A 17,104-nucleotide genomic window follows, 5' to 3' on the forward strand; every position below is an offset into this window, starting at 1 on the left:
ATCCGACATGGCATCAAAATCAGCAAACCGTTACTCCCCGGAATTTCGTGAACGGGCAGTCAGAATGTTGCTGGACCAGCGTGATGAGTACCGTTCTGAACACGCGGCTATCCATTCTCTTGCCCCTAAAATAGGCTGCAGCACCGACACCCTGCGCACCTGGCTTCGTCAGCATGAGCGGGATGCAGGCGGAGGTGACGGTGGACTTTCCACCTCTGAGCGCGAACGTCTCAAGGAGCTGGAGCGGGAAGTCCGGGAACTGCGGCGCAGCAACGATATCCTGCGGCAGGCTTCCGCTTATTTTGCGAAGGCGGAGTTCGACCGTCTGTGGAAAAAATAATACCGCTGCTGGATACCCTCAGCAGGAGCCACGGGGTCGGACCGGTATGCCATGAGCTGGATATCGCCCCGTCGACATATTACCGGCACCAGGAGCAGCGTCAGCATCCGGAGAAGCGTAGCCTGCGGCAGCAACGTGACGACCAGCTGAAAGTGGAGATACAGCGCGTGTACGACGAAAACTACAGCGTCTATGGTGTTCGCAAGGTCTGGCGTCAGTTGCAGCGGGAAGGCTTCAGCGTGGCCAGATGCACCATCGCGTGGCTGATGAAGGCTATGGGGCTGGCCGGTGTGCTCCGTGGTAAAAAAGTGCGCACGACAGTCGGTCGTAAAACGCAGGCCGCTCATGACAGGGTCAATCGCCAGTTCGTCGCTGCCCGTCCCAACCAGCTTTGGGTGGCAGATTTTACGTATGCCAGCACCTGGCAGGGCTTCGCGTACGTGGCGTTCATCATCGATGTGTTCGCCGGCGTCATCGTGGGCTGGCAGGTGTCATCCTCGATGGAGACGACATTCGTGCTGGATGCGCTGGAGCAGGCGCTGTGGGCCCGTCGTCCGTCAGGCACAATCCATCACAGCGATAAGGGATCGCAATATGTGTCGCTGGCGTACACGCAGCGGCTACAGGAGGCGGAACTGCTGGCCTCAACGGGCAGCACGGGGGACTCCTACGACAATGCAATGGCGGAGAGCATCAATGGCCTGTACAAAGCGGAGGTGATACACCGACAGAGCTGGAAAAACCGTACAGAGGTTGAGCTGGCGACGCTGACATGGGTGGAGTGGTACAACAATCGTCGGCTGCTTGGGCGACTCGGCCACATACCACCTGCTGAAGCAGAACAGGCATATTATGCTTCCATCGGAGAAAAGGCTCTGGCAGCCTGAGTTCCCGGACTAAACTCTCTCCCACAAAACCGGGGCGGTTCAGTTTTTAACCCACAAACTCTGTGGATAACTCTGCAAGAAAGCAGGGGACAGTTCCCTGTCTTTGCCCTAATCTCAATGCAAAACATCAAACGCTCAATTTTCAACCATCGGCGAGAAAGTGCCATATGACAGATCAGCTCCCTTCTGCTTCCTCGAATGGACATACTCACGGATTTTCCGCTCCCTAATCCATTCTTGCGTCGAGCTGTGAGAGGGCTATATATCTTCGCTTCACGTTGCGTAGAATGCGCTGTGAGAAATTTTCTATTTTCTGAGGTGACCCCTCATTGTTAATGCTCTTAACGTGACTTTTCGCGCCATTGAGCGTCATACCCCGATTATGGATTTACACGGCGAGGAATGTTAACAGCCACAGGCTATCACGTTGGTAGCTGCGACATTCAGAGAATGTACAATATTACGTATTGGATGGCTCCTCCATGTCGTTATGACATAAAAGCTGATATATTTATATCTGTAATACCTTTTGTATATCCGAAATTAATCATAAACAAAAACATTAAATTTTTAAGAATAAAAGCAGGTAAATCAAGATGATTAAAAAAATATGGGGTTTGCTTCCTCATAGCAGCTTTCCAGGCTTTCGTCTTCTGCATATTTTCATTGCTCTTTTGATTCTTTCCCAGATTATTAACTCAAATATGACAAGCACTGATGCCCTGGAGCAGACTGGAATTGATAATATCGTCACGTGGTTTCATATTATCTCAGGCCTAAGTCTGATTATTCTGGGTACTGTATTGTTTTCCTGGATGTTACTGAAGAGAGGTGTTCGTTATTATTACTGCTGGCTTTTCATGGATTTTACCGGAATTAAGAAAGATCTGCTTACATTGAGGGAAAAGAGTCTTCCTGACGCTCACTCAGGGGGAATTGCAGCTACTGTGCAGGGACTTGGCGTGCTGGCACTGCTGGGCGTTACTCTTTCAGGTGCATCATGGTTTTTATCTGACTATTTTTATCTCTTTTCTGGTGTTAACACAGAAATAATGATTGGATTACATAAATTTCTGACCAGTTTCATTGAGATTTATTTTTTTGCTCACGGAGCTATGGGACTACTTCATATGATAATGAGCTACTTTTCTCTGCCAGATACAGAATAACAAAGACCCCAGCAGCCGGGTTGTAAGAATATCTCAGCAGGGGATATATTTATGAGAAACATGGAAAAAACGGGCCATCTGGCATGGTGCGCTCTTGTTGCCCTGCACACGGCGCGGGAAGACGGACTGGTACTGTCAGAGTCGCAGGAAAACCTGTTTATCAACCGCTGGTTTGCGCAGGCGAAAAAACAGCGCCGCTTCCCGCGTGACGTGGCCACGGATATTGACTGGATACTGGATCAGGGGCGAAGACTTGGCGTTCGGGCAGGGTTACGGCATAAGCTCGATTATCTCTGGCGCAGCTGTACGGGCGAACTGTCAGAGCAGAACGACCTCTTTCGCCTGACATACGCCCTGGAGCTGGCGAAGCAGTATGACTGGGTGTATCACGTCCTCAGCGACAGTGAGTGGAGCGGCCGGCGTCAGATTCAGCCATCAGCGTCGGTAAACAGCATCTTTCTGCTGAAAAGCGCGCTGGAAATCGGTTTTAATGATGACGGGAAGCAGGTTATGCCGGTTCCGGCGAGAATTGGCGGCAGGGCTGGCGGACTGAATACGCTGCTGAAAAGCTGTGGTTGGGAGGCCGTCAGCAACGACACCCAGTGGATACTGATGGCCATCCGCACCGGCTGAAACGCACCGGATTTTAATCAGTTATTCTGTACACCTCTCCCCCTGACACTTTTTTCTCCCGGATTTCTGGAGCGGTTCAAAACCTGTGTCTGAAACTCCTCCTGCAATACTGTTAGTGCCAATGATATAAGACTGTCATGGCCATAAATCTTGGCATTGACATCTTCCAGGGACACCGTGGTGATATGGTGAAGCTGTTGTGGTCAGATGAGGATGGTCTGTGCCTGTTCATCAAACGACTGGAGCGCGGACACTTCACCTGGCCCGTTGTCAGCGACGGGAAGCTCCACCTGACCCCGGCGCAACTGGCTATGCTGCTGGAAGGCCTGAACTGGAAACATCCGCAGTCATCACAACGTCCTGGCCTGCGGGTGTAACCTGTTGTAATGTCGTGGTATGGAAAATGAACTTCCTGACGACATCGACCAGCTGAAGGTCATGCTACGTAAACAACAGACCCTGTTGCGCCAGTATGCAGGACAGGTTGCGGGTTACGAGCTGGAAATAAACCGCCTGAAAGCACAGCTGGATAAACTACGACGAATGCTGTTCGGTCAGAGTTCGGAAAAGAGCCGTAATAAGCTGGAAAACAAAATCCGTCAGGCAGAGAAACGGTTGTCAGAGCTTGATACCCGTCTGGAGGCGGCCAAAACTGCCTGAACGACGACAAACCGGTCCTGGATGCGCCAACAGATGCTGAGGTTGCACCACAAACGACGCCAGGAAAAACCGCCCGCAACACCACCCGAAAACCGCTGCCAGCCGACCTGCCACGGGAAACGCAGATTCTCCTGCCAGCGGACAGCGTCTGCCCGTCCTGTGGTGGAGAACTGAAGGGGAGAAAATCTCTCTGAACAACTGGAAATCATCAATACCGCCTTTAAAGTTATCGAAACGGTCCGGCCAAAACTGGCGTGCAGCCGGTGCGACGTGATCGTGCAGGCACCGCTCCCGTCCAAACCAGTAGAAGGCAGTCGTGTGGGCAGCAGCCTGCTGGCCCGTATCCTGGTCGGAAAATATGTGGAGCACACGCCGCTGTACCGACACTTTGAAATCTACACCCGTCATGGGCTGGTGCTGAGCCGTAACACGATGGTCCGCTGGGTCGCGATGATGGGCAACCGGCTTCGTCCGCTGTATGAGGCACTCCAGGCTTGCAAAGTGCATACCGATGATAGTGTGACACGAAGGACGGAACCGGGAAGGCTCCGTCCATGCTGTGTCTGAGATGGAAGATGGCCTTCCGTATTCGCCTTACAGGAGGATGATACAAACCACCTCAGACTGTTGTGGTAAAGAGCCACAGCAGGAAGCGCTGGGGAAAAGGCGGCAAGAAGCCGTCAGGTAGGAGCAGAGAAGATGAACGCGAGTGAACCACTGGACAAGTGTCGTTACGTGTAAGCGTTGTCAAAACCGGGTTCTTGTCGTTACCCCGGGATAAGGATGGTGGAAACCTGTTTACTGACCATCCGGCAACCGGCATTGAGGTGGCATGATCTCTGCTCAGGCTCAGATACGGAACGTGTGAACCTGAACCGCCCCGGTTTTCCGGGAGAGTATTTTGGTTGGGAACTCAGGCTGCCAGATCCTTATTCCCGATGGAAGCATAATATGCCTGTTCGGCTTCTGTCGGTGGGATATGCCCCAGCCTTTCCAGCAACCGGCGATTGTTGTACCAGTCCACCCACGCCAGCGTCGCCTGCCCGACTGTGTCGTCTTCCCCACGCACGTGTGGGTGTTTCCTTAGCCAGCTCTACCGGAGGTTCGCCGGTCGGGGGATTGCCCCCGAGTGGTAGATTAAAAGGGAACTACTTTCGCCAGCTTACACGACACGCTGGGCGGATATTTCTGCAGCAAAATTGACTTGAAATTGTGGAGATTTCACCTTGAAATTATCAAAATAAATAACTTAATTACAATAAGTTAGATATGAAATCGCCGTGGCGAAATTATTGACTCAAATTTCTATCAAGGACCTCGTTAATAGCTTTGTCCAGTTCATCCTGAACCACTTTTGGCATACGGCTAAACTCATAAGTCAGCGTACGCCCTTTCACACGTTTGCGCGCGAACTTGTCTTTTTCGTTAAAGGTCCAGAGTGCGGAAATTACTGACTTTTCCTTAGGAGGCGGAGCTATCAATGCCTGAGAGGCCTGGAAAATCAATTTCAGTATACTGACTTTCTTTTCGTCTTCTGGTCGCTCGTAGTCACTCAAAATTGCATCATGCTGATCTGAGACAGACTGAATGAGCCCTTCAGACGTTAAGCCCTTTTCACTGAGTTTTTCATTAACCTCTAACAGAATTTTATAGTCACTAAACGACAGCTCAGACTGAACTGGGAACAGAGAAATCAATTCTTGCGGTACTGCTGCCGCCTGCAGTGCCCTGGTGACCTTAGCCTGGGATAACCCCTCCAGTTCAGCAATTTCCTTTTGATTGAATCCAGACTCTTTCAGAGCCATCAATCTTAAGCCGATCTCCCGAAGATTATGCTCTTTAGCTGTCTGGATATCTTTAGCTAGCTGGCGAGCTTCATCAGCTGATAAAAGTTCATCGGTAACCATTACATCAAGCCCTGTACGGATATAAATCGCTGAGGCTCGCCGTCTTGAACCATCCAGTATCTCAATCCTTTCACCTTGCTTAATTCCAATACAGGGAAAGAACTGCTGAAACTTAATCGTCTGGATAATAGATTTAAGGGACTCCCTGGTCAGAGCAAGTTGATCTCTTCCGTTGGTTTCTTGGTTTACGAATGTCTTACTTTCAACGTCCGATGCAGGTACCCGAACAAACCTGAACGTTATCTTCCTGCCGGTTTTTAGGGTAAATACCTGACTTCTTTGGGTGTCAGTCATCTCGACCATTGACGCCTGGGTATTTAACTGTCTACCAATGGTTTTCCTTTTCTCATTCGACATCACATACCTCCGTTAGTACGAATGAACTCAATGCGATCAAATACGGCCTTCGCAAAGTCTTCCGCTGCAGATTTTGCGCTTTTAAGCGCCTCTGCGCTTCCATCATAGGTTGCTGGATTTGCGGAGATAACTGTGTCAAAAGTCTCCCCGCAGCGCTCGAAGCCATCCAGCCTCGGCAGAACCATGTCGAGCATATCGGCACCGAATACCTCTTTAGCCTGACTATGGCAAATTTTGTGATCAGACTTGTTCAGGATTTTGGACATAAAACCGACATTTCCGATGAGATTGCAGGTGTGTCCATCCTGTTCGATCGAATCAATAAGCGCAGGAAGGCTGGCTACAAACTTCAGGGAAGAATGAAAATCAACCGTTGCCGGAGGAAGAGGGGTCAACATCAGGTCTGCCGCTCCGATACAGTTTTTCAGGAACGCATCGAGGTGAGGACCACTATCAAGGAAGATAAAGTCGTAGTCATACCGGAGCTTGTCGATAAGGTTCTCTTTAAGCACTGCATGAATATTTTGCCCGGGCAGATGTTCCTCACACAATCCCTTCCAGCCTTCAGCAAGGAATGCATCGTCAATGGAAGCGGGAATAACATCAACGCCCGGGATAATTGACGGCACGATGAAATCGGACAGTAATTCCTCACGAGACACGTTCTGGAGCATGGCCTGAGCAGCCGTATTTTCAACCAGGCCCACTGAATTCTCATGGCTCAGGAACATTGTCAGAGATGCCTGCGGATCGAAATCGATGGCCAGAATACGCATGTCTTCGAACAGAAGCTGAGGATGAGCCCGAAAAGCATGGGATAATGAAGCGGTAGAAACTGTCTTGGAACCGCCACCTTTAAGGTTACATACAAAAATAGTGAAGGCTTTATCGAATCGATCTCTGTACTTGGGGACTTTTCGATGGAAATACAGATCGATGACGTTCTGAATCGTCATCGCGTACTTCATCGTATTGCCGGAAGGTTTCTTTTTAAAAATGTAGCCACTTGCTTCCATTTCGGCTACAGCATACTCAACACTCCCTTTGCTGAGCTTAGGCAGCTTATACAGGGCAGCTTTGCTGTATTCCTGATAGAACTCAGTAAGCTTCAATTCCTCTTTTTGCTGGCGGATACTTTCGCTCAAGGATGTCAGAAGTTTACCTGCACGTGTAGCTACTTTCCGTAACTGCTCAATATTTTCCATTTATCACCTCATGACATTTTTTGTTATTTTGAGCAAAAAACATCATGTTACAAGGAAAAAATCATAATATTTTGATTTTGCTCTCAACAGTTGGCGACGTGTTTAATTTTGTTGACCCACAGCACAAATCGTGAGTAAGTTCAGAGCTTGCATCTGAGCGAGGGGGTGGGCAAGCCCGCAGGGCGCGTCAACCTGTCACATTGGGGTATAATTCAAATTTACATAGAGAGACAATCATTATGAAACCAAAGACTGAACATATAAAAAGCTTCTGCGTGGCGGGGCTTTGCGTACGTACGAAAAACATTGATGAGTTCAATTCTGAAAGTGCAAAAATCCCTGGACTATGGGCAAAGTTCTATTCAGAGGGGGTGACAGAGCAGATCTCAACACGGTTACCAAATACTCCAATTTTTGGCGTTTACTCAGCTTATGAAACTGACGCTACCGGCTTCTATGATTTAACCGTTGGTGTATCTGTTGATAAATCAAACAGCGATTTTGAAAATATTGTCATTGAAGCTGGGGAATATCTCGTTTTTGAAGCAAGAGGGGCTATGCCCGATGCGATGATTCAAACCTGGTCTTATATCTGGTCTTATTTTGAGCAACACCCTGAGATATGTCGCAGTTTTCTTACTGATTTTGAAGCTTATAAAAGTCCTGAAGAAGCTGATATCTACATAGGTATTAGCACTACATAATCTTTTCAAACTCAATTTCCATAAGTCTACATTGTGGCTCAGCCCCCAACGTAGACAAGGAATATGTCCAAAACTCATCAATATTCACATATGCTATGTGCATATTGAATTGTTCAGAAATGCACTTAGCGTACGTTTCCGTACGGTTGGGCTTCGGAACCCTTTTTCAGGCTGTCAGAGTGCTCAGGGCGGATCTTCCCTGTGTCAGGCCGGGATATACCTCATCAGACTGATTTCCCGAGCGTGGATTTTCAGCTCCTGCACATTCAGGCCCGCCACCGCCCGGCGGTACACCATCTGGCCACCTCACAGTACGCAGGCAAACGGGTCATACCGCAGGACTGCTTACTCATCTGCGCGTAGCAGACCTTTGCCGCCGGCTCCGGTTTATCCATTTCCAGCGCGCTGTACAAAGTTAGCTATTAACGCAGCTACCCGGTCACTACCTCAATACGCAAAAGACTTAAATAATGTGGATTTTTGGGTTTTTAAATGAGTTTTCTTACATATTTACACCGATGTGTTTATGCGCTCATAATTAATTTTATTTTGAAATTATCTCACGGTGATGGTTAATACATGGACAGAAAAACGCATCTGGTAATTATTTCTGTTATTTCTTCACTCCTGATTGGCTGTAGTTCGGTCGGCAAGACCCGGCCTTCTTCAGTTTCTCTCGTTTCATCTCAGAGTCAGAAAAGCAGCATCAGCGCAAAATCAGATGGTCGCCAGTGTGTTGATAACTTCGACCTCCTGAAGCAACTTAACACGTCTGCGTATTCCGGATATAAGGCCCAGTTTGACAGCGTTAACCGACAGTACGCGTACTATAAAGCTAATGAAGAATTAATGGAAAAGGACCCTAAAGAAGTTATGGTCATCACTCTGAATGATAAGCTGAATATGATTTGTGACAGGGTTAAAAGTCAGACGTTTGTTGAAATACGAAACCGCATGTTACAGGTTTCTAAGATTTAATTATTGATATATTCGGGGTGCTGTTTGTGTTTGCTGACATCAGGGTTTTTGAAAAAATGCGGCTGTTTGTTTTATTTTACTGGGTCATAAGTAGTTTTCTTTTCCCTCTTGCCCCGCTTGCATTTGCTTCCCAGCCTGATGGGATGGAAAGGCTCGGGGAGATGAGTCATCTGATGGAGGTTGGTCACGGGAAGACGGAGGCATTGCTCTCTGAACCTTACGGAAAGGCATCGTCACTCCCGGCGCCTGAGGTGTCTGTTGTTAAGCCATCCTCAGAGCCTTTGCGGGGCGCAGCGTTTCCCGGCAAAAACAACAACCACAGCAACCCTGATATTTCAGTTCATTCAGCCGGAACGGACTCTTCAGAGCCTGCGAGTCCACCACTAATGCCGGGCAGTATACATAATGAAACTTCCCCCCAAAAAACCGAACCCCCTCAGGCCCTGCTGAGCGGGGTTCAGTCCGTCTGGGGAGTTATGGGGGCGGAGGACCGCGCCGGGGCTGCGCGCTCAGCAGCGCTTGGACGTATCAACGGAATGGCCAATGGGGTGATGAATAATGCCATACGTGACTGGCTTGGGCAAAAAGGCAATGCTCGTGTTCAGATAGATACGGAAAAACGCGGGAGCGCTGATTTACTGGTTCCTCTGGTGGATGCTCAGGAGCATCTTATTTATGGTCAGGCCGGCGTGCGGCGTGACAGAGACAGAACAATCTGGAATGGCGGTCTGGGCGTGCGGTATTACCCGGCAGAGGAATTCATGCTGGGAGTTAACAGTTTTTATGATTATGACCAGACGGGCAATAATGCCCGTTATGGTGTAGGGCTCGAGGCCAGAACTGACTATATCAGTCTTTCAGCGAACCGTTATTTCCGAATTACTGACTGGCATCAGTCGGTGCTTGATTCCATGCGTGATTATGATGAGCGCCCTGCTAACGGTTATGACCTGAGGGCCAGGTACTGGCTGCCGGCATATCCGCAGGTTGGTGGGGAATTTACCTACGAAAAATATTTCGGAAAAGGAATAGCTTCCGGAACAGGCTCTGCCTCTCCTGATTCCCTCCGGGATGCTCCGCAGACCTTTACGACTGCCGTAAATTATACGCCTTTCCCGTTAATGACAGTCACTGCCGGTCACCGTTCAGGTGACTCATCTGACCTGTTTGCCAGGATTGATTTTAACTGGCGGTTTGGATTGTCGCTTTCTGAGCAGTTAAGTGCTGACAATGTCAGCATTATGCGTAGTCTTAAGGGCGGCCGTTATGACCTTGTTGACCGTAACTATAATATTGTCATGCAGTACCGCAAGCAGGAGCTTGTTTCATTGTCATTACCTCCGTCATTTGAGGGGGAGGCGCTGACGAGTATTCCGGTTACCGCAAAGGCGAAGGCAAAGTACGGAGTTTCCCGCGTTGAGTGGGAGGCCGGCGCCTTTATTGCAGCCGGAGGGCAGATTGTCACAGGGGCAAATCCTCTTGAGGTCAGCCTGGTGTTGCCTGCCTGGAATTCGCCTGAAACGGGAAAAGAAAATACCTACACTCTTACTGCAGTAATGACCGACAGGGAAGGCAACAAAGCGGAAGCCCGGACGGTTATAACCGTGAAGGCGTCTTCCGTTCAGGCCACTCTCAGCGTTGTGTCAGATAATGCGCTTGCGGACGGGCGGTCTGCCAATCAGGTGGTGGTTAAGGTGACGGACGCCAGCGGGAAGCCAGTGTCCGGAATGGCGCTGAAGGTGATTATATCCCCTTCGACAGGAAAGAATGAATGTACCATCAATGGCTCGTCTGACTGCGGAGGGTTTGCGGCAACAACGGATGCTTCAGGCCAGGTTGCTCTCAATATAACTCACTTAAGGGCGGGGCAGTACGCGCTCAGTACAACGCTCATCAACGGCAACAGTTTTGTAACCGGTGTGACTTTTGTACCGGTGAATGCCTCCGTTACCGGTATGACCCTGCTGGCAACTTCTCCTGTAACAGCCGGGCAGAGCAGCATGCTGACGTTAAAGGTTGTCAACCGCGATTCAGCTCCTGTAACAGGCCTGCAATCCTCTGATATCGTGCTGAGTAACACCCTGACGGGACAGGATTACAGTGGAATTGTCTGGACAGACAACGGAGACGGAAGTTATTCCGCGAGCGTTGTGATGACGTCTGCCGGCATAAACACTCTTAAAGCGAATATACCAGCCAGTAACATCGCGGCAGATGCCAGCGTGAGCGTGACGGCGGGCGCGCCGGATGCGGCCCGTTCATCGCTGGCCGCGGCGCCGGCGACCATAGTGGCTGACGGGGTGGCGGCGAGCACGCTGACCCTGACGCTGCGCGACGTGCTGAACAACCCGGTGAGCGGGCAGGCGGTTGCCTTTGCCTCGACCCTCGGGGGGGTGACCTTCAGCGCGGTGACGGACAACGGAGACGGCAGCTACACGGCGACCCTGACCGGAACGACGGCGGGCGCTGCAGCGGTGAGCGCCACGCTGGGCGGTGCGGCCTTCGGGGTGGCCCCGGCCGGCGTCACCCTGACTGGAGAGATAACAGGTGTCACCGCAGGTGGTTACACATTCGCTAAAGCTGCCGGGTTCCCTACTACCGGCTTTAAAGGGGCTGAATTCACCCTCAATCTGACTGGCGGTGCCGCCAGCGATTATACATGGACTTCAGACGCATCATGGGTCTCGGTCAGTAACGGAGTGGTGACGTTTACTGGAGAAGGTGCTGGGAATACAGTTACAATTACAGGTACACCTATAAGTGGACCGAGTCATGCTGTTACTTACAGTTTCGTGCTGAATGCTTGGTTTAGATATGATGGAGGTCCACTAAGGAACAGAGATGACTCTGCTTTATATTGTAGTAGCATTTCTGGTTATATACTGCCTTCATTTAAGGAACTACAAGGAAATGAAAGTGGTGCACTTATTCGAGGAATTAGTGGTCTCTGGAGTGAATGGGGTAATTTGGATCAATACCCAAGTGCGGGTTTCCTTGTGGGGACTTCATCTCCTGCCAGATATCTTACTAGTACTGATTATTTTGCTCCTGGGTTGGAAATTATTGCAATGCATAAAGAGGGGTATTTTGATCGTCGTACTCCAGGTTCGCTTGGCTCTGCAATATGTAGACGAGGTTTATAGATAGCTGTTTTTGTCAAATGAAGTCGCACACATTTTTCTCAGTTATTTTCTCGAACTGTGTTTGCGTAAGATTTCGGGGTTCATGGTTAGGATTTTGGAAAGATGTTTTAAAAATATCCTGACCATGCTGGCCGCGGCGTCGGCGACCATAGTGGCTGACGGGGTGGCTGCGAGCACGCTGACCCTGACGCTGCGCGACGCGCTGAACAACCCGGTGAGCGGGCAGACGGTTGCCTTTGCCTCGACCCTCGGGGGGGGGTGACCTTCAGCGCGGTGACGGACAACGGAGACGGCAGCTACACGGCGACCCTGACCGGAACGACGGCGGGCGCTGCGGCGGTGAGCGCCACGCTGGGCGGTGCGGCCTTCGGGGTGGCCCCGGCCGGTGTCACCCTGACGGCGGGCGCGCCGGATGCGGCCCGTTCATCGCTGGCCGCGGCGCCGGCGACCATAGCGGCTGACGGGGTGGCGACGAGTAAGCTGACCCTGACGCTGCGCGATGCGCTGAACAACCCGGTGAGCGGGCAGGCGGTTGCCTTTGCCTCGACCCTCGGGGGGGTGACCTTCAGCACGGTGACGGACAACGGAGACGGCAGCTACACGGCGACCCTGACCGGAACGACGGCGGGCGCTGCGGCGGTGAGCGCCACGCTGGGCGGTGCGGCCTTCGGGGTGGCCCCGGCCGGTGTCACCCTGACTGGAGAGATAACAGGTGTCACCGCAGGTGGATTTACCTTTGCTACTACGGCAGGTTTCCCGACAACTGGTTTTAATAATGCCTCATTTACCATTAATATACGGTCTGCAAATGAATATGACTGGGCCAGCAGTGCCCCATGGGCTTCGGTGGATGATAGTGGTCGGGTGGAATTTATCTCTAATGGAAACGCCTCCCCGGTTACCATTACGGCGACACCGAAATTGGGAGGTTCCGCTCTGACCTATACTTTCACGATAAAAAGTTGGTTTTTAGGTAGCGGAGACACAGAGATGTTATGGTCTGATGTCGCTGCATACTGCTCTGCGCGGTCCGGCTACAGTATGCCAACTGCGCAACAACTTATCGGCAATGGCACCCGAGGTACACTGGGCGGACTCTGGAGCGAGTGGGGGGCAATAAGGTATTATGGTACTAGTGAGTTTTTCCATAACTTCTACTGGGTGTCGGACCCGGCGAGCAGCGGCTTTAATAACACCGCCAACATTACCGTGGGCTACGTTGGTATACCCTCCCCCACTAGAGCAATGGGACACACAGCGTGTCGTAAGGATCTTTAGTATTTAGGGGGGACTACGCCGGAATCCCAGATTTTTCCGTTCATGCTTAGGAAAATGAATCATCGTTTTAAAAATATCTTGACCATGGATGTTCTCGTGAGGAGCGTAATGGTTGCGGGTTGTTGTGGCACTTATGACGATAAAATGCGGTTTTTGGTGAGTTTTTAACCTGAAAGCCGTTTTTAAGGCGCACTTACCCTGCAGTCTGTCCCAGAAGCCATCGTTTCCGGCCATCGTTTCCGGGGGCAGTTTGGATATAGATAATTATTGTACGGTAAGGCTGTTTTTGAACAGGCTTACTGTACCAATAGTGTGTATTCCTGTGCTATACGCCGTTTTCAGGGATTTGACCTTAATTGGATAACCTAAATGCAATACGGCAAGAGCGGCAACTTAAAAGCGATAGCCGCTGATGTAAAATCAATCTGTTACGAATCTCGATTGGTTAAATAATGCGCTTAACGTACAAAAATTTCCGATCTCCAAACTGCGGTTCTGGTTGTCTGAGTTCACAGCAAAAAATATCCCGGCATATTGTTGTGGTTCAGTGTTTTTTTATTGTGTGAATTGATTTTTATAATGATTTACATGTGTTTTAATATTTTTTTATGAGTTATTTTGAGTTTTTAACTTTTCCCTGAGATGCTATTTTTAGATACACTCATGGTGCTTTTTAAGGGTTTCAGATTGGAAAAGCATTTAACTCCCGTTGAGTTCACTGGGATTTATAACAATCTCTATTCAATCTCCGACAGTTGGGCTGATCTCTGGATGATGTTGTTTATTACCAGAGTGCCAGTCGGAAGGATTCTGATGCTGAAATATAATGATGTTCATGAAGATGTGATTTTCCTGAAATCCCACAGGAGATTTAAAGGGGAGTTTTTAAATATGAATATAAGCCTTAAAAAGTTGATTGAAATACGTGCTAAACGATATCCTGATGATGTCTATATTTTCCAGAGCCATTCAAATTACAAAAAGTTTAATCAGAGCCCTTTGACATTAATTGCGTTTAACCGAGCATTAAAAATAGCTTCAGAAAAAGTGACGACTAAAACCGTTAGCAGTAAAAGCGCCTATATAAAACAGAGGCTTTGTTATATATAAAGAGCGGTAACATCGTACTATATGATTAACTCAATTGTACTATAGAGTTCTTTGCTGCTGATAGACGGAGAGTGGCACGACCACGTTCTGACGGCGTTAACCACCCGGGACTGGACCGCAGGTCGTTAAGGAGAAAAGATGAAGTATCAGCTAAACGGTACAGAAGCGCGCGTGATTGGGTGCTTACTCGGAAAACAGGTCACCACGCCGGAGCAGTATCCGCTCTCCGTCAACGCCGTAACCATGGCCGGCAACCAGAAGACCAACCGCGAGCCGGTGATGAACCTCAGCGAGCATGAGGTTCAGGACGTGCTGGATGCGCTGGTAAAACGCCACTATCTGCGCACCGTCAGCGGCTTCGGCAACCGCGTGACCAAATACGAACAGCGCTTCTGTAACTCCGAATTCGGCGACCTGAAGCTGAGCAGCGCGGAAGTGGCGGTCATCACCACGCAGTTGCTGCGCGGGGCGCAGACGCCGGGAGAGCTGCTCACGTGCGCTTCCCGTATGCATGAGTTCAGCGACATGCAGGAAGTTGAGCAGACCCTGGAAGGGCTGGCTTCTCGCGAAGACGGCCCATACGTGGTGCGTCTGGCGCGCGAGCCGGGCAAACGTGAAAGCCGCTATATGCATCTGTTCAGCGGCGACGTCGATGTCGCTACCGTGGAGAGCGACGCGGGATCCTCAGCAGGCACTGACACTCTTGTCGCTAGGGTAGAGGCGCTGGAAGACGAGGTCGCCGGGCTGAAACAGCGTCTGGATGCCTTGCTGGCACATCTGGGAGAATGACGGTGAAAAAATTACGCGTAGGCGTGGTGGGGCTCGGCGGCATCGCGCAAAAAGCCTGGCTGCCTGTTTTAGGTGCGGCCACGGACTGGACCCTGCAAGGGGCATGGTCACCCACCAGAGAAAAGGCAGAACGTATCTGCGAAACCTGGCGCATTCCGTATGCCGCCTCTCTGCAGGATCTGGCCCGCGAGTGTGATGCGGTTTTTGTGCATACCTCAACGGCAACCCACTATCAGGTGGTGAGCGAGCTGCTCAATCTGGGGGTTCACGTCTGCGTGGATAAGCCGCTGGCGGAAAATGTTCAGGATGCCGAACGGCTGATTGAGCTGGCCGCGCGCAAAAAACTGACGCTGATGGTGGGCTTCAACCGCCGCTTCGCGCCGCTTTACCAGCAGCTGAAGGCGCAGTCGGACACGCTCGCCTCGCTGCGGATGGATAAACACCGCACCGACAGCATTGGGCCGAACGATCTGCACTTCACCCTTCTGGATGATTATCTGCACGTTGTGGATACGGCTCTGTGGCTGAGCAACGGCGAAGCGCTGCTGAAAAGCGGTACCCTGTTAACGAATGACCAGGGGCAGATGGTCTACGCGGAGCACCACTTTGCCGTTGAGCATCTTCAGATTACCACCAGCATGCACCGTCGGGCGGGTAGCCAGCGTGAATCCGTGCAGGCGGTGACCGAGGGCGCGCTGTACGACATAACGGACATGCGCGAATGGCGGGAAGAGAAGGGCAACGGCGTGGTGACGCTCCCGGCGCCAGGCTGGCAGAGCACCCTCGAGCAGCGCGGTTTCGCAGGATGCGCCCGTCACTTTATCACCTGCGTGCAAAATCAGACGGTTCCTGAAACGTCCGGCGAGCAGGCCATTCTGGCGCAGCGCATTGTGGAAAGGCTCTGGCGCGATGCCATGAGCGAATAACTCGCTGTAACATCTGCGGATAGTAATTCGTTGAAATCCGGGTAGACTAAGCGCCGCTTGATTGTCCTGAAGGAAATAAAAACACGCCCCTGGAAGGGCGTGTGAAATCTCGTCAGAAGCGGTAGCCCACGCTGAAGCTGTTGATGGAATAGGTTGTATTCCAGTACTCCGGTCGGCTGCCTTCGTAACCGACATTCAGGGACAGATTTTCTACCTGGTTAATGCTCACCCCTGCGGCGTACGCAAAGTTTGTGGAAACCGAAGAACCATTAAACGTTTGATTACCGCCCGGCTCGTCAGCCCGCACACTGTTGCGCCACACCAGACGGGAGTCAGCCTTCGTGCCGGCAGCACCAATCAGGCCATAGAAGCTGAGATACTGGTAAGCATCCGGTGAACTCATATTGACAGCTCCGATGGGGCCGGCATCAGGTTTCTCCGGGAAGCGTTCGTCAGGTGGTGAAGTACTGAGTGAGGTATTCCGCGCGTGTGGCGCTGGAACTTAGTCAGGTATGCTATGGCGATGAAGCCTTGTGGGAAGCGGGCTCCCGCTATTTACGGACTCAGGCGCGCAAGTCCTTAGTGCGGATATCGGGGGCTTTCTGTCAGGCTCCTTCGCGCACGAAGACGAACCCCGGCAGCGGCAGCAAGGCGTCTAGGTCTTCTTCCGGCCAGCCCGGTAACTGTTGCAGAACGTTCGTCAGCCAGGCATGTGGATCAAGACCGTTCATCTTCGCTGTTTCCAGCAGGCTCATGATTTTTGTGGCACGCTCACCCGCTGCAACCGAACCGGCGAAGAGCCAGCTGGAGCGTCCCATCACCACAGGTCTGATGGCCCTCTCACAGCGATTATTGTCAAGGGGTAACGCGCCATCCTCCAGGAAGCGACTGAGAACCACACGACGTTTTAGTGCATACGCGATCGCTTTACCCAGCGCGGAGCTCTCCGGGCACGCTTCTTTCTGCTGCTCCAGCCATTGCCACAACGTAAGCATCCGGTGAACTCATATTTTCTTAA

14 protein-coding genes, 7 pseudogenes and 1 other annotated feature are annotated in these 17,104 nt (G+C 51.1%); of the genes and pseudogenes, 15 read left to right on the forward strand and 6 right to left on the reverse strand.

Features of this window, described 5'->3' with window-relative positions:
• Positions 1-7: 7 nt before the first annotated feature.
• The 5 genes and pseudogenes from FOY93_RS23130 to FOY93_RS23855 form a co-directional block, all read left to right on the forward strand.
• Positions 8-1,227 (forward strand): IS3 family transposase gene (locus FOY93_RS23130; protein WP_172621952.1). Its coding sequence is split into 2 segments (ribosomal slippage): positions 8-302 and positions 302-1,227, totalling 1,221 coding nucleotides; the frame shifts between segments, so codons are not numbered across the junction.
• Positions 295-411, forward strand: a sequence feature (AL1L pseudoknot). It overlaps the preceding gene by 117 nt.
• Positions 1,228-1,823: 596 nt before the next feature.
• The gene (locus FOY93_RS23135) at positions 1,824-2,396 is read left to right on the forward strand and encodes a cytochrome b/b6 domain-containing protein (protein ID WP_123061055.1); all 573 of its coding nucleotides are present in this window, start codon (positions 1,824-1,826) and stop codon (positions 2,394-2,396) included.
• Between the two features lie 51 nt (positions 2,397-2,447).
• The gene (locus FOY93_RS23140) at positions 2,448-3,029 is read left to right on the forward strand and encodes a DUF2913 family protein (protein ID WP_123061056.1); all 582 of its coding nucleotides are present in this window, start codon (positions 2,448-2,450) and stop codon (positions 3,027-3,029) included.
• A gap of 161 nt (positions 3,030-3,190) precedes the next feature.
• A pseudogene (tnpB, locus tag FOY93_RS23145) lies at positions 3,191-3,406 on the forward strand (IS66 family insertion sequence element accessory protein TnpB); the annotation flags it as partial.
• Between the two features lie 19 nt (positions 3,407-3,425).
• A pseudogene (locus FOY93_RS23855) lies at positions 3,426-4,232 on the forward strand (IS66 family transposase); the annotation flags it as partial.
• A gap of 370 nt (positions 4,233-4,602) precedes the next feature.
• Here FOY93_RS23855 and FOY93_RS23170 read toward each other — a convergent pair.
• A pseudogene (locus tag FOY93_RS23170) lies at positions 4,603-4,728 on the reverse strand (IS3 family transposase); the annotation flags it as partial.
• 64 nt (positions 4,729-4,792) lie between these two features.
• Here FOY93_RS23170 and FOY93_RS23175 point away from each other — a divergent pair.
• Positions 4,793-4,897, forward strand: a pseudogene (locus FOY93_RS23175) (DUF4113 domain-containing protein); the annotation flags it as partial.
• A gap of 81 nt (positions 4,898-4,978) precedes the next feature.
• On the opposite strand, the gene FOY93_RS23180 reads toward FOY93_RS23175, so the two are convergent.
• Positions 4,979-5,953: a ParB family protein gene (locus FOY93_RS23180; RefSeq protein WP_172621953.1), complete on the reverse strand. Its 975-nt coding sequence runs from the start codon at positions 5,951-5,953 to the stop codon at positions 4,979-4,981.
• Positions 5,953-7,158 (reverse strand): AAA family ATPase, encoded by a 1,206-nt coding sequence (locus tag FOY93_RS23185; protein WP_123061061.1) that lies wholly within the window; start codon positions 7,156-7,158, stop codon positions 5,953-5,955. The genes FOY93_RS23180 and FOY93_RS23185 overlap by 1 nt, the downstream gene beginning before the upstream one ends.
• 239 nt (positions 7,159-7,397) lie before the next feature.
• Between FOY93_RS23185 and FOY93_RS23190 the strand changes: the two genes are divergently transcribed.
• Complete coding sequence (locus FOY93_RS23190) at positions 7,398-7,862, forward strand: GyrI-like domain-containing protein (protein ID WP_123061062.1); 465 nt, start codon at positions 7,398-7,400, stop codon at positions 7,860-7,862.
• 204 nt (positions 7,863-8,066) lie between these two features.
• Here the strand turns inward: FOY93_RS23190 and FOY93_RS23860 are convergent.
• Positions 8,067-8,275 (reverse strand): annotated as a pseudogene (locus FOY93_RS23860) (IS91 family transposase); the annotation flags it as partial.
• 166 nt (positions 8,276-8,441) lie between these two features.
• Here FOY93_RS23860 and FOY93_RS23195 point away from each other — a divergent pair.
• The 8 genes and pseudogenes from FOY93_RS23195 to FOY93_RS23230 all read left to right on the forward strand — a co-directional run bounded on the left by FOY93_RS23195 (position 8,442) and on the right by FOY93_RS23230 (position 16,086).
• Positions 8,442-8,840 (forward strand): YuaE family lipoprotein, encoded by a 399-nt coding sequence (locus FOY93_RS23195; RefSeq protein WP_232057404.1) that lies wholly within the window; start codon positions 8,442-8,444, stop codon positions 8,838-8,840.
• Between the two features lie 26 nt (positions 8,841-8,866).
• Positions 8,867-11,983 (forward strand): inverse autotransporter beta domain-containing protein, encoded by a 3,117-nt coding sequence (locus tag FOY93_RS23200; protein ID WP_143345820.1) that lies wholly within the window; start codon positions 8,867-8,869, stop codon positions 11,981-11,983.
• A 94-nt stretch (positions 11,984-12,077) separates the two neighbouring features.
• Positions 12,078-12,245: an Ig-like domain-containing protein gene (locus FOY93_RS23930; RefSeq protein ID WP_172621954.1), complete on the forward strand. Its 168-nt coding sequence runs from the start codon at positions 12,078-12,080 to the stop codon at positions 12,243-12,245.
• Positions 12,242-13,261, forward strand: coding sequence for an Ig-like domain-containing protein (locus FOY93_RS23210; RefSeq protein WP_143345822.1), 1,020 nt, complete (start codon positions 12,242-12,244; stop codon positions 13,259-13,261). Before FOY93_RS23930 ends, FOY93_RS23210 begins: the two co-directional genes overlap by 4 nt.
• 687 nt (positions 13,262-13,948) lie before the next feature.
• Entirely contained in the window at positions 13,949-14,371 is a 423-nt protein-coding gene (locus tag FOY93_RS23215; RefSeq protein ID WP_143345823.1) for a hypothetical protein, read from the forward strand.
• Between the two features lie 54 nt (positions 14,372-14,425).
• Positions 14,426-14,500 (forward strand): annotated as a pseudogene (locus FOY93_RS23220) (30S ribosomal protein S5 alanine N-acetyltransferase); the annotation flags it as partial.
• Between the two features lie 9 nt (positions 14,501-14,509).
• Positions 14,510-15,160: a YceH family protein gene (locus tag FOY93_RS23225; protein WP_143345824.1), complete on the forward strand. Its 651-nt coding sequence runs from the start codon at positions 14,510-14,512 to the stop codon at positions 15,158-15,160.
• Positions 15,161-15,162: 2 nt separating this feature from the next.
• Entirely contained in the window at positions 15,163-16,086 is a 924-nt protein-coding gene (locus FOY93_RS23230) for a Gfo/Idh/MocA family protein (RefSeq protein WP_123061088.1), read from the forward strand.
• 112 nt (positions 16,087-16,198) lie between these two features.
• Here the strand turns inward: FOY93_RS23230 and FOY93_RS23235 are convergent, their stop codons facing one another.
• Both FOY93_RS23235 and FOY93_RS23240 read right to left on the reverse strand, forming a co-directional pair.
• On the reverse strand, positions 16,199-16,489 hold the full coding sequence (locus FOY93_RS23235) for an Ail/Lom family outer membrane beta-barrel protein (protein WP_123061066.1): 291 nt from the start codon (positions 16,487-16,489) through the stop codon (positions 16,199-16,201).
• 202 nt (positions 16,490-16,691) lie between these two features.
• Positions 16,692-17,072: pseudogene (locus FOY93_RS23240) on the reverse strand (IS66 family transposase); the annotation flags it as partial.
• Between the last annotated feature and the right edge of the window lie 32 nt (positions 17,073-17,104).

Origin of the sequence: Enterobacter sp. 18A13, assembly GCF_007035975.1 — a bacterium.
Lineage (GTDB): Bacteria > Pseudomonadota > Gammaproteobacteria > Enterobacterales > Enterobacteriaceae > Enterobacter > Enterobacter vonholyi.

Bases quoted from the DNA above. Each gene is read 5' to 3' on its own strand.
- FOY93_RS23225 (WP_143345824.1), top strand. From the start codon at position 14,510: ATGAAGTATCAGCTAAACGGTACAGAAGCGCGCGTGATTGGGTGCTTA.
- FOY93_RS23185 (WP_123061061.1), bottom strand. From the start codon at position 7,158: ATGGAAAATATTGAGCAGTTACGGAAAGTAGCTACACGTGCAGGTAAA.
- FOY93_RS23190 (WP_123061062.1), top strand. From the start codon at position 7,398: ATGAAACCAAAGACTGAACATATAAAAAGCTTCTGCGTGGCGGGGCTT.
- FOY93_RS23180 (WP_172621953.1), bottom strand. From the start codon at position 5,953: ATGTCGAATGAGAAAAGGAAAACCATTGGTAGACAGTTAAATACCCAG.
- FOY93_RS23140 (WP_123061056.1), top strand. From the start codon at position 2,448: ATGAGAAACATGGAAAAAACGGGCCATCTGGCATGGTGCGCTCTTGTT.
- FOY93_RS23135 (WP_123061055.1), top strand. From the start codon at position 1,824: ATGATTAAAAAAATATGGGGTTTGCTTCCTCATAGCAGCTTTCCAGGC.
- FOY93_RS23195 (WP_232057404.1), top strand. From the start codon at position 8,442: ATGGACAGAAAAACGCATCTGGTAATTATTTCTGTTATTTCTTCACTC.
- FOY93_RS23235 (WP_123061066.1), bottom strand. From the start codon at position 16,489: ATGAGTTCACCGGATGCTTACCAGTATCTCAGCTTCTATGGCCTGATT.